The organism is Maribacter aurantiacus (assembly GCF_005780245.1).
GTDB classification, from domain to species: domain Bacteria; phylum Bacteroidota; class Bacteroidia; order Flavobacteriales; family Flavobacteriaceae; genus Maribacter; species Maribacter flavus.
The window spans coordinates 171,524-184,771 of the sequence record NZ_VBUK01000001.1 but is presented as its reverse complement, the minus strand read 5'-3'; the positions used below and the strand labels follow the sequence as shown (position 1 = coordinate 184,771).

At 37.6% G+C, this 13,248-nt stretch carries 8 protein-coding genes; 3 read left to right on the top strand and 5 right to left on the bottom strand.

Annotation, left to right across the window (positions count from 1 at the left end):
- The first annotated feature begins 8 nt into the window (after positions 1–8).
- The 3 genes from FEK29_RS00850 to FEK29_RS00840 are packed head-to-tail and all read left to right on the top strand — an operon-like array spanning position 9 to position 3,157.
- Entirely contained in the window at positions 9–1,184 is a 1,176-nt protein-coding gene (locus FEK29_RS00850) for a CHASE2 domain-containing protein (protein WP_161595296.1), read from the top strand.
- Entirely contained in the window at positions 1,157–1,948 is a 792-nt protein-coding gene (locus FEK29_RS00845) for a hypothetical protein (RefSeq protein ID WP_138256513.1), read from the top strand. The genes FEK29_RS00850 and FEK29_RS00845 overlap by 28 nt, the downstream gene beginning before the upstream one ends.
- 12 nt (positions 1,949–1,960) lie before the next feature.
- Positions 1,961–3,157: a CHASE2 domain-containing protein gene (locus FEK29_RS00840; protein ID WP_138256512.1), complete on the top strand. Its 1,197-nt coding sequence runs from the start codon at positions 1,961–1,963 to the stop codon at positions 3,155–3,157.
- 7 nt (positions 3,158–3,164) lie between these two features.
- On the opposite strand, the gene FEK29_RS00835 is transcribed toward FEK29_RS00840, so the two are convergent.
- From FEK29_RS00835 to FEK29_RS00815, 5 genes are all read right to left on the bottom strand, one after another.
- Complete coding sequence (locus tag FEK29_RS00835; RefSeq protein ID WP_240042626.1) at positions 3,165–4,289, bottom strand: hypothetical protein; 1,125 nt, start codon at positions 4,287–4,289, stop codon at positions 3,165–3,167.
- Between the two features lie 20 nt (positions 4,290–4,309).
- A complete protein-coding gene (locus FEK29_RS00830; RefSeq protein WP_138256511.1) occupies positions 4,310–5,026 on the bottom strand; it encodes a hypothetical protein in 717 nt (238 codons plus the stop codon).
- 4 nt (positions 5,027–5,030) lie between these two features.
- Positions 5,031–10,085, bottom strand: a complete 5,055-nt coding sequence (locus FEK29_RS00825) for a T9SS type A sorting domain-containing protein (RefSeq protein ID WP_138256510.1) — start codon at positions 10,083–10,085, stop codon at positions 5,031–5,033.
- Positions 10,086–10,095: 10 nt separating this feature from the next.
- Positions 10,096–11,496, bottom strand: a complete 1,401-nt coding sequence (locus FEK29_RS00820) for a DUF5723 family protein (protein WP_138256509.1) — start codon at positions 11,494–11,496, stop codon at positions 10,096–10,098.
- 273 nt (positions 11,497–11,769) lie between these two features.
- The gene (locus FEK29_RS00815; protein WP_138256508.1) at positions 11,770–13,158 is read right to left on the bottom strand and encodes a M48 family metalloprotease; all 1,389 of its coding nucleotides are present in this window, start codon (positions 13,156–13,158) and stop codon (positions 11,770–11,772) included.
- Between the last annotated feature and the right edge of the window lie 90 nt (positions 13,159–13,248).

Below are 13,248 nucleotides of genomic sequence, written 5' to 3'. Positions count from 1 at the left end.
ACTTTTTTATGAGGAACAAGAGTTTGTTCAAAGAGGCATTTTTGTGTATGATTTTCGCCTTTACCGTGTTGGGCATAGTCTCTTGGATAGGTGTTAGCCTTAATTTTTTTAGTCCATTTAAAAATGCGTTTAAGGATTTTAGTTATTTGGATATGTACTATGCTGAAAAGCTAGAAACGAATGATCCAAATATAAATGAGAACATCATTTTGGTCAATGTTGATAGGCGCAATAGAAAGGAGCTGGCAGGGATGCTACAAAAGATACAGGAATCCCAACCAAGAGTAATCGGTGTCGACGTCATATTCAAAGATTTGGAAGATCCCGTATGGGATCGTTTTCTTTCGGAATTTCTTAAAAGTGAAAACATAGTCGCAGCCTATGTTCTAAATGATGATAAAAGAATAGTCTCAAATAAAAACATACTTGAAGAAGGAGTTGCATCAGGATACTCGAATTTCAATTTTGATGATGAATCCGCAGTAATAAGAAATTTTAGGGGTGTCTATAAAAAAAACGATACCATCTTGGAAGCTTTTGGAACGGCGGTATCGAAGAAATTTAGGGCGCCTGATTGGGACATAGGGATGGATAACTTTCTCTCAATCGACAGGCCCATCAATTATACCGGAAACAGGGATTTCTTTCTCGTATTGGAATATGATGAAATAATGAACGATGAGTTTTCTCATTTGATGAAGGACAAAATAGTTATGGTAGGATACTTGGGTAATCCCATTCAACATCGATTTGATTTGGAGGACAAACATTTTACCCCGATGAATCCCAGATTTGTGGGGAAAAGTCCGCCAGATACCTTTGGGCTGGTCATTCACGCGAATATTGTCCAAATGATTATTGAAGGTAATTTTATAAAAGTAGTTCCCAATTGGATACGTATCCTGTTAACGGTCCTGTTGACGTACATGGCCCTTTGTTACTTTATTTGGCTGAATAAAAGACAGTTGGCCAGTTATATACTTAGGTTGAATATAGTTCAACTATTTTTTATCGTATTTTTTGTCTGGGTGGCCTTGTTGCTTTTCAGGCAAAAACTACTATTTAAAACAGCTTCCATAACCGCGGTCATTGTTTTTAGTATTGGTCTGATAGGATTTTACAAAAAGTTGGCACATTATTTATATAAACGATTTAAATGGCAAGGATTCTTTTTTCACGATTGATTTTCATCATTTTTTGCGTAGTATATACTGCCGAAGGCTTTGGGCAGGAAAGCTATTATATATATCAAAAAACGGGAGAACCTTTGTTTTCTTCGGATAAAAAGGCCATTAGGGGCGTATATTTTGAGACTTTGGATACCTTGAGACTTTCGGATGATGAAAAGGTTACCCTTGTAAACCAAACAGGGGAGATTTTTGCTTTGTCAGGCCCAAATGCGTATGTTTTTCAGGATATTTCGAAAAACAAGGTGCAATTAGACCAAACTTCGTTTACAAGAAAGTATTTTACGTATGTGTGGACGCAGTTCACAAACCGCCGAAAAAGTAAGCAGGAAGCCGGGGTAGTGTATAGGGAAGATAGAACGATCATCAAACATTTTCCAGTGGATAGTGCCAAATTATATCAGCCCAGTATATTTTTCCGGTGGGAGAACAATTCAGAAGCCGATTTGGTTTATCTTTTTCTAAAACAGCGTGATGGCCACCATATTACCAAAATAGGAACCGCTTCAGATTCTATGCTACTTTATGTGGACAATAATCTTTTGAAAAAGGGAAGACAATATGAATGGGCCATTAGTCTGGAGCCATTTCCCAGTTTGAAGGACATAAAATACAACACACTTACTTTGTTGGATGATGAGACTTTTCAGGAATTGAAAAAGGAAATGGATGTCTTGATTAAAACGTTTACCTTATTGGGATATCCAGAGGCCAAGATTAAGGAAGCTATCTGTGCGGATTATAAATTTTGCCCCTATTAAACAAAGGCCTACATGGATTCCGAACTTGTACCGAAACGTTCTAAAAGAAAATTATTATGGAGGGATGCCTTTTTAAGCACCCTTCTTTCCTTGATAACCTGTATTTTGTTATCACTACTCTTTGTAAACCTAAACTTTTTTAATCCCCTTAAAAAGGCCTTGGAGGATTTTAGTTTTTTGGATATTTACTATAGTGAGCAAATGCATCCCTATTTGGAGATGGATTCTAATATTGTTTTAATCAATATCGAGCACGAAAACCGGGAGACTATTTTGGAAGGGTTGCAAAATGTGCTCGACGAAAATCCAGCAGTCATTGGTTTTGATGTAATGTTGCAACATTTAGATAAATCAAAGACCGATACCCTTTTGGCCCGAGTACTCAATGATAAAAAAGTAATATCGAGCTATATTTTAAAGAAAAGTCAGTTCTTTTTAAATCATCCGTTTTTCGTGCGTGATGGTAAACAGGGCTATGTCAACTACAATTTTGGCTACCAGGATGCCGTAGTTCGTGAATTTACCCCCACCTATGTATTTCAGGAAAATACTTTTGAGGCATTTCCCGTGGCCGTAGCCAGGTCGTATATGAGTACCGACGAATGGTATGCCAGAGGATATCCCAAAAAATTGTCGAAACCCATATTGATAAACTATAAGAGTGATTACTTGGGATTTGTCCATTTTCCGCTAAAGGATTTTCTATCGATTCCCGATAAAAAAATGGTGAAAGACAAAATTGTTTTGTTCGGTTATTTGGGCAGCCCTACCGGAAACCCCTTTGATGTGGAAGACAAACACTTTACCCCTTTGAACAAGGTAACGGCCGGTAAAAGCATTCCGGATATGTATGGTATGGTCATACACGCCAATATTATTTCCATGATCCTATACAATACTTTTTTATATGAAGTTCCTTTGTTTTGGATTGTTATACTGACCTTTTTCCTCAGCTTTCTGGCCAGTGCCTACTTCATTTGGCTGGACACGAAATTAAAGATCAGTTATAGGACCGTACGCAAAGCCATTTTATTCGTGTTTACCGTACTCTTTGTTTGGTTGACCATCGCCCTATTTAAAAATGGGATTGTCATCAAGTCCGCTCCCATTATTGCCGTGACCCTTTTTAGTGCCGGATTTGTAAAGTTTTATAAGCATTTGGTAAAGTATATCAATACTAAGACGGTATTCAACTCTTATTACAGGTAAAAGTGGATTATTTTTCCCGTGCTACTTGAACAATCTCTTTTTGAAACCGAAGGTCATTTTTCAAAATCGCAAAGAAGTCGGATATGTAATTGTGTGCCGTTTCATAGCTCTTGGCTTCTTTGAATAGGGATTTGTGCACGTCCAGTATTTTTAGGATTTCCGATTCTTTCGAAAGAAAATTCGAGCGGGTATCTTCAAAAAGGGTGGGATTCCGTTTGAAACCCCGGTACTGGCGTTCAGTTACTTTATCAATATCCAAAGGAGTATTGTTTATATTGGATACAACGGCATAGGAAGCATTCACTAGACCGCTCATGTCAAAATCATAAGGTACGGGATAGCTTTTGCCTTCTTTAAAAATCAGTTTTTGGTTGTGACTATAGGCTGTGGAGAAATCCGTATTCCCGATCATAAACTGAAAGAAGGCATTGATGATAGAGATGGTCTCCTCTTGGTTTAAGGGGTGCACAAAGCGTTTAAGCACTTTAGCATCATGACGTTTGGCCACCACCTTGTCATCCTCGATAAGGATGGTAAGCAAGGTATGGTTTTTTGGTTTTCGGGTGGCCCAAGCTTCCTCACCGTTATAAAGGTCCTGGTTGGAGACATTTAGAAACACGGCCAAGGGGTGTAGTTCATCTTTTTCACCACGTGTATCTGTATAATCCAAGGTTGCCAGACGGGTCTTAAAATGTATAGGGGATAGCACTTCGTACATTTTATAGGCCAAGTACTCCTTGAGTATGTCGTCGTTACTACGGTCTTCCAGAAGGCAGGGCAGTGCTATTTTTATGTTTTTATAATTCTCGAAGGGCGTATTCTGGGTACCGCCCCGTTTAAAATAGACTTTTAATGGCGTAAAATAGCAAGTGTTCTTTCTAAAATTTCCCCGTGCCCTCAGGGATACGGGAACGGTATCCCAAGTTTCACCTTGCTTGTATAGTAAATAGGTATGAATGCCCTTTTCCTTATTCGTCTCCTTTTTTATTTGCTTGTTGGTGTAGGAGAGTTGGATAGGGAGGAGATGTTTATTTTTAAAAAGTTCAGGAACATTTGTACTTGATTGGCCAAAACTAAAACTTATTACACAAAAAAAGAGACTTATATTTCTAATGTTTTCTAATATAGACATATGTTTGAATTTCCAATAACCTAATAGGAAAACCTAGAATAGGTATTTACACTATTATCAATTCCATTTTCGGTCTTGATTGTTTCCAATCTGATTATATAATCCCCTAGTTCTATACCGCTCTTCAAAATACTTTCTTCTTTGCTATCTGTTTCAAATCTGGTATCACCTCGTTTGGTGTAGTTTAATTGTGTTACATCTTCAATGATTGATCCTGCGTCTATTTTATCACTTAAGGATATTATATAGCTCAGGTTTTCCTGATCTTCATTTTCATTACTCCAAGTCACATAAAAGGAATTTGCTCTATTTTCTACTGTAATCTCAGAAGGTGACGGCAGAATATCCAATATAGGTTCAGATTCACTAAAAAAGCCTTGTTGAGTAGTGGGGATTTCTTCGCCAGAGTTTAGTCTTCCAATAATTGACCATAGATAATTCTTACCCCTTTCCAAGGTAATTATCGTATCCAGTTTTGTACCACTTACATTATAATTGGAAGTTGAATTATCATCTTCCCTTATCAATTGTATACTAAATTCTTCGAAACCTGTTTCACTGTCTACGGACCAAGAAAACGGTATTTCTAAGCGATTGTTTGTGGTTGAAACCCCTCCTTCACATAAACCATCTGGTTCAATTAGGGTAATGGAATTATCTTTAGGAATAAATTCACCCTCACAGGAGACAAAAATGAGAGCTAGTATTACGAGTATGGAGGAATATCTAGATTTCATCTACTTAATTTTTAATTAATTTAAGGGTATTGATAACTTTGTCCTCGGAAATGATTTTACAGAAGTAAGTTCCAATGGATAATGATTCAACATTCACTACCCAATTTGATGATTTTTGATTCAATCTTTCGAAAGTAGCTACAACTTTGCCTGTAGTATCGTAGAAAATTAATTTTAAGTTATTTGTGCTTGATAATCCATCAAGGTGAATTATGCTTTCTGTCGGATTTGGAAAAAACTTGAATTCGTTAAAGATAATTTCATGATCGATTATTCCTTGGCATTGAGTTTCCCCTCTAATTTGGATTGAATTTTTTCCTATTTGTAAAGGAAGGTTAAATTCTTGAGGCCCATCATTTTCAAATCGATGATTATAGCTTTTATCATTTATTATGACTTCATAGAATTTACTTCCTGATACTTTCAGACTTGCTTCCTTTTTCTCCGAATTAACCATTGAGGATAAAAGCTGAGTAGAATTTAAGTTCTCCCGAATAGTTAAGTTAAAGGAAGGTGGATAAATATCATCCCTTCCCTTAGCTTGAAGTTTTACTGTATAATTACCAGCTTCAAGCTTTTCGAATAAAACTAAAGGGGTTACAATTCCATTTTGTAAATCTGCTGAACCAACCTCTTGAGAATTATTAAATAATTCTACATTAAAATCAAATGGGGAATTATTTACCATGGCAATTTTCCCCTCACTGACCTCTGGGCATGTGGCACTATAGACAAAGGCACTTAAGTCGCTTGGATTCAGATTTTCGGTGTTTTGTTCTTTGCTAATTATATTTACGGAACCGGATAAAGTGTAATTTTCTGGATTTAAATTATATCCAATTCCAGTTTTTAAATTTATAGTCACTGTTTCATTAGGCTCTATTTCCCCATCATCTGTAACGACCTCAACATAAATATATCCGATACTTTCACTTTTTTTTATGGTAACATATTTATTCAAATCATTGGTAATATCTCTTTTTCCAGGACCATTTCCATCATAAATTCTATAATCATCACCCTCTATTGCGAAATCTAGTTCATTTGTTATTTCAAAATATACTTTAATATCTTCAGCTGCACTAGCGGAATTACCATTTGAGAAAAGCTGTATTTCAAAAACACCGGAATTAGGACTTCTAGTGCTATCTTCATACAAAGTTTCATTTGGAACACTAAGATTAACATCGTAATCGCCAACGTCTTCATCGGTTATATCAATTTCTACAAAGCTATTTCCATTGTCTATAGAATAACCAAATCCATCAAGGAGTTCAATGATTACCGTTTCTGTGCCTTCAGGTTCTTCCTCTCCTACTGGTTCATTTATGGGAATAATTCTAAAGACTGCTTCGGTAGGACTAGAATTGGAATCTAAATAGATTACCCCTTTCTTAGACTTCGTGGAGATGTTTTCCTCAAAAATCTCAAAGTCATTATTAGATTCTATTCTATAATCAACACCAAAAGTGGCAGTGGAATTTTTAGTTAAAATAAAGCTGAAACTAATATCTTCTTGGTTTGTGATTTCTAGTGTATTTAATTTTATTTTCACTTCAACAAAATCGCTAGGATCTTCCTCATTCATGGTGGCTTTCGTGGCTTCAATACTCGCTGGAATTGCATCAATAATTTCAAAATCAAAACTGACCGTTTCATTCGAAGAATCTCTGTCTTTGGGCCCTACGTATTCATAATTTGAGTTATCAGGTGGACTAAAGGATATTCTAAAACTCTTGGGGCTGCTGTAGTCACCTTGTTCAACACGCATGTTTAAAAAATTGTCGATTTGGTCAATCTTTACAGATCTGGGAATATTTTCTAAAGTATTTGTGTTTAAGGTAAAACTGCCATCTCCGTAGTTAGCACGTGTACTTGTATTGGATGAGAATTCCGCATTAAGGATTTCAATGTTCAATAGATATGGAAGAGCGTCTTGCACTCCCTTTTCTGCATCAAAGCTGAATAGTATATCCTCCCCTTCTTCTACTTGAAAGAAATAGCAACAATCTTCGCCACCAAAATCACGTCTTTGTACATTTCCAATAAAGTCTGTTATTATATCAAATGGGCTGTTTTCATCCAATACCTTTATTAAAAAAGTATCTTGAGGATGTACTAGGTCCAAAGGCGATGTAACGGGTAAAAGAATTAAATTAAAGTAATTGGGTTCCAAATCATTTACATCTATTTCCTCAAGATAGGTAAGCTCAATTATTGCTGTTGAGTCATTGGGTTTAATAATAAAGCTTTGTGGTAGAGGATTTGGACTGATATCATTAAAATCTATCGGGTTTGCTAATTGATTATCGGTGTTATCGAAATCAATAGGGATAATAATATCAGCTCCTGTATTGTTCTTATAGTAGGTTTCATCAGGGTATTTTAAAGCTATTTCAAACTTATCCGCAATTCCGCTGTTTTCTCGACCACCAATATTAGTCAATGAGGTAATAATTCGACCTTCAATATCATTTTCAACTATGGTAAAACGCATTCTATATGGAGCAGAGGGATTTGAAGCGTTTTGAATCGAGATTAAAGATTCATCAAAACCATTTTCTTTGAATTGTATGGTAAATTCTTTGTTTGACTCAAAGATTTCGTTATCATCTAGCGTAATATTAATTTGAATTTCAAACTCATTGGATGTATCTACTGTAAAATTCAGTTCTTGGTTATCAAAGGGTAAATTGTTCCCATCACCGTCAACTAGTTGAACATTGTCCTCTGTAATACCAGAAACACTCCAAGGCAAGCTAAAGGGAAAACCATTGGCGCCTTCGGAGGAAATATCATTTAAGGTTATTTCCAAACTAGATCCTTCAACAACCTCAAAAAGTTCAACAGGGAATTCACCTTCTAAATCATACCCAAGGGTAGTAGCACCCAGTACTTTGGTATCTAAAGTCAATGACGGTGGCTCACTCGAGATATTATCCTTTATGGTCACCTCAAAACTCGTAGGCCCCTCTATGCTAAACAGTGACGGATCTGGTGAAGAAATGGTTATGGTGTAGGTTTCATCACCTTCCGTTACGCCATCATTTATGGCCAAAATAGTAATGCCACCATCAGGGTTGGCAGAAGATACAGTAAATGGGGTCGTAGGTAAGGTGGCATTTCCGTTAAAGGTAAAGTCTTCCGTGCCAGGGTTTCCATTCAAAGTAAATTGAATGTTGGGTGTATATTGTGTATCATTGGGAGCCGTGGGGCCACTATCAAAATTCAAGGTAAAACTATTGCCTTCGGTAATTTCGATTGCAGGCGGGTTTCCAGTAGTACCTAGGATGCTTACAGTTACGGTAAAGGGTTGTAGGTTGCAATTTATTGAATAAGATGTCCCGGTATCTATAGACCAAGCCCTTTGTGCAAAATCAAGGTTGCTAACTTGTATGCAAGTTAAGTTTGGATTGCCAGTGGCATCAAAATCAAACAGGTTTTGATCTACTGTACTTAAATCCAAAGCGGACAATACATTGTTTTCCACAAAGAGTTCTGACAAGGTAGTTGTAGTAGGTAATGAGATAGTAGCTAGATCATTGTCGCCGGCATAGACACTTCCAATTACGTTGTTATTGGAAAGGTCTAAAGTGGTCATGGAATTTCCTCTAACGTCCAAAATAAAAAGCTGAATATTTTGGCTTACATTTAAAGTGGGTAAATTGGCATATGAAACGTTCAAGGATTCTAGATTGGTCAAGGCATCCAAATTGGCCAAGGTCGTTAGATTGGGGCAATTATTAGCCAATAATGTTTCAATGGAAGTGGATTCATTAAGCTGGATGGTTCCAAAATTATTATCACTTATATCCAAATAGGTAACATTGGGGACGCCACCAAAACTGATGGTGGACCCGGGAGACCCAATACCATTGTTTTGAAGTTCCAACCTTGTTACGTTCGTTAAAAATTGACCATTGGGTGGGCTATTTTGGAACCGAATTGGCTTACCGCCCAAATTACAGTTGTTTGCACGTATTTCAACCAAACTTAGATTCTGTAATCGTAGCTCATCTAAATTGTTGTCACTAACATTTAAAATTTCCAATGAGGAGAAATCCTCAAGACCGGATAAATCGCTAATATCCTGTCCAGAAATATCCAAGGAAAGTCTACTAGAAATATCAGAGGTTAGTATAAGGCCATTTGGGGGTCCACCTTCGGAATCAATTCCCTGGGCTATTAAGGCTAGTTCAAAATTGGTGTCAGGTATAAAAGTATATCCACAATTTTCACTATAAGTGGTTGCGGCATCTTTAACCCAGTTTCCCAGTAGGGTTTGTTGTTCGGAATAAGTTACATCATCCACCTGGATGCAAGCTAGATTTGTGTTGCCATTCAGTTCAACAGATGTGAGTAGATTATTTGCCCCGTTTTGTAAGTTAACAAAAGTCAAGGATCCATTATCACTATTCAATCTTGTCAACTTAGTATTCTGTGATAAATCTAACGTGGTAATCTGTGATTCGTATGTATCCAAAGTCTCTAGTGAGGATAAAGACTTAACATCCACGTTTGTCAAAGGGTTAATCGCTAAACTGAGATCCACCAAATTTGGAACACCACTTAAGTCAATATCGGTAATTTGATTATCAGCTAGCTGTAATGAGGTTATACTACTCTTTCCTAAAAGATTAATAGTAGAGAACAAATTTCCCCTAGTAACTATGGTTAGATTTGTTATAAGGTTATTTTGAGAAATATTCACACTCGGTAAATTGGGTACATTAACTATTATTATTTCTTCTAATAATAAGTTAGCACTGAAATCAATTTCTTGTAATGTTGCAGATTGATTGTTTGTAAGGGTAAAGGCAGTTAAATTGGAAAAAGCCTCCAAACCTTGGAAATTTGTAATATTATAACCAGTTAATTGTAACTGCTGAATATCGGATACATCAGCAGTCAATATTTGACCATCCGCCGGCCCTCCCTCCGAGTCATATCCCTCTGCAATCAAGGCATTTTCAAAATTGGCGTCAGGTATAGCCGTATATTGACCATAAGACCAGGTCGGGACAAGTAGTATACTAAAGAGTAGTAATAGTCTTTTCATTCTAACAGTATTAAAAAACCTCTTCCAAAACAGGCAGGCTGATTCCAAAATAAACGTGATTTAAAGGTTTACCGGTAGCTACGTTGGCCAGGGCAGCGCAACCGGCCGTGATGTATTTATACCGAACCGCCAATCCAACATGGATACTCCCGGTTTCCATCACATACGCAAGAGGGATACTTGCACTAAAATCCGAGGTTTCATACCGGGGAGCCAGTGTAGCCATACCAAATCTAGTATTTGTAAATTCGTCGTCTTTGGAGGTCAGTGCCTGCACATAGTTGAGGTTTACATAGTATTTATTGTCATTCAGGACTAGGTAGTCCGCATTGATGTTTAAGCTCATGGGAAGCGCAAACGTGACGCTGCCCTGTTGAATCCTTTCATCCTGTGGAGTATGGGTATTTGCACCATCCAAGGTTTGGAACAGTTCTTCTGTATTGTCCGGTTCAATTGAGCTACCTTCAAATTTAAACAACCTCTTTCGTATGTCCTTTTCTTCTTTTCCGTACTCAATACCTCCAATATCCAAAACAGCCGCGCTTAACCGTAACTTGTATGTGTTAACGGTTGCACTGCTATTCCTGGCGCCAACCCGGTTAGTCTCTCTTGGACGCCACTCGTAAACTAGGCCAATATCCCCACCTATTCCCTGTCCATTATAATCAAACCCAATCGCATGAGTAAAAAAAGCTTTAGTTTCAGCTGTTGTGTTAGAAGGGAGTGATTGGGTAGCAGTATTCAAGTAAGTTAGTTGATTGATTCCGGTAATATTTCCATTTTCATTGGTAGAAATGCTACCTCGAATTTCGGTACCGCGTCTACCGGCCAAATATTTAATGGTACCACCAATTTTTAAAAAGTGATAGTTACCCCTAATGGCGGCAAAAGCATAGTTGATACCAAATTCGTCCCATTGGTGGGTGGTATTGTTGAAGTTGGATGTATTTATGGATATGGAGTCGTTATAATCAGGATTGGTTAGCCGTGCCCAAAGCCCTCCATTGTAGCCTTGGTAATCCGTATAGGAACGGGAACGCCATAAAAATGCAGCGGCATGTCTGGGAGAAAAACCCCAAAGCACTGAGGGCAGCATAATATCCTGATCTACGGCAGAATTGTTCTCATTGCTCGCATTCCCCTCGTTTTCGGAAAATTTTAGGGCATTAAACCCATTTGGTTGTTGGTTGATGTCCTGAAAATCGGTTCCGCTAATGTCCGTAGGGTTGAAAAAGTGATAGGACATACCGTTGATATGATATCGGTATTTGGATTCTACACTGTTGGCCGGATTTTGTACAACGTTGTAGATACCACCATAGTTGTCAAAAACGGTGCCGTGGCCAAATTGGGCAAGTGCCAGAAATGGTAAAAAAAGTATAAATGATAAAATAAAGTGGTCTCTCTGCATTTTGGTTGGTGGTTTAAAGGTCCTTATGGACAAAAGGGGGGATTTTCAAGATAGAAAATTTTCATGGGTTTTGTCTCCGTTAAATAGCTTTTTGTCGACAAAAAGATAGGTTTATCGATAAAATCAAATATAACAGGTAAGGCCAAATGAAGAAATACCCATTATTGGGTATAATTTGGAATGAGGAGATTGATAATCAATTGATTGTAAAGAAGGAAAGTATTGGGTAGACTTAAAGAAAAGACCTACAAAATATCGCTTTTTCAAGTATTGTTAGAACTGAATATCCGTTATTTTTCGATCCTGATATATACCTTCTTCGGTTTGGGGAATGTCACTTTTTAAGGGAACCAGACTTGCTTTAATCTCGGTAGGAAATTGTAGCCCGTTAAACTCTTTATAATGTCCATACACTATTTTCCGTTCGATGTTTTCCTTCTCCTTGAGATTTCCTTTTTTAAAAGATTCAATCAGTTCTTTTTCTACGATGGCATACAGCAATCCCGTGGCCGTTTGATAATAATAGCTTTTTTCTACGGTCACACGTTTCCCCTTTTTTTGTAGGTCACCAAATTCCAGGCGTTCCTCGGGCAGTTTGAGTTCAAAACATTCGATGCCGTCGATTCTTTCCCTTCCGTCGTAGGTCGCTACCTCTGGATTGGACAGTAAAACAAAGTCTTCAAAAAAATTGCTCAAGCTTGGCTCAATGTCCTTTTTAAACTCATAGTCATCTTGTTTTTCTGTACCTATGCGGGGAGCACCTTGGTTCCATTTTTCCTTATCTGAAAATTTCCATAATAACGAGTCGTTTTCCACTTTGTAATTCTCACTGTAATCCCGTCCCTCCAAGGGCTTGTTTACCAAGATGATATTTGGGTTCAGCACATATTCATGTTCAAATTCATTGGATACGGCATTTAAGCTTTGACCAATTTTTTCGGTAATTTTTTCGCTAAATTTTAGTTCCCTTATTTGGCCTAGTTCCTTTTGACCTCCAACTGACTTATAATACCTGTTAATAATATGTTCTGGAAGAATATCCCGATCCGGGGTATTTTCATTTAACAGAACCGTTCTTTGGGTTGGATTATTGATCCTGTTCCATCCTTCTTTTATGGCTTCCAAACGTTCCGCCCTTCCGGGATGGGTGCTAGAGGCTTTTTCAGGATAGTTTTTGAACATGCTTTGCGCTTCCTCAAGCGTACTTCCCATACGTGCCATGGTAGACCCGGCAAACCGGTCTGCACTGATCTCATACCTGTGATTGCTCCCCACATTGTTCAAAGAATGATAGTTTAAAAGATGACCCACCTCATGGGCCAAAACCCCTATGGAAGCCCAATCCGTACGGGAACTGTTCTTCATTTTGGAAAGCCAAATGGGGTCATATAGGATATATGGGTCTTTTTTACCACTATTGTCTTCTTGTATACTGGCCAATGCGTTTTGAATATTTGGGCATTGCCTAATTTTAAAGGTTCTGTTTAAGCCCATCTGGGCCATGATTTCGTCCACGATAGCTTCGGCTTCGGGGTCGGCTTGATAGCTTTGGTTGCCAAAGCAATTTTCATCCACTTCTTCGTATACAATATCCTGTTGGAAACCCTGACCAACAGCTGATTGGTAGAACCATAAGAACAATAGTAAAGTGAGATATTTCAAACCTTTAAAATTTGGTTAATAGCTTGATGCTTAAAGAGGTATATAACGTACCCTAACAAATCCCTAAATGTGGGTTTCATACTATTTTTA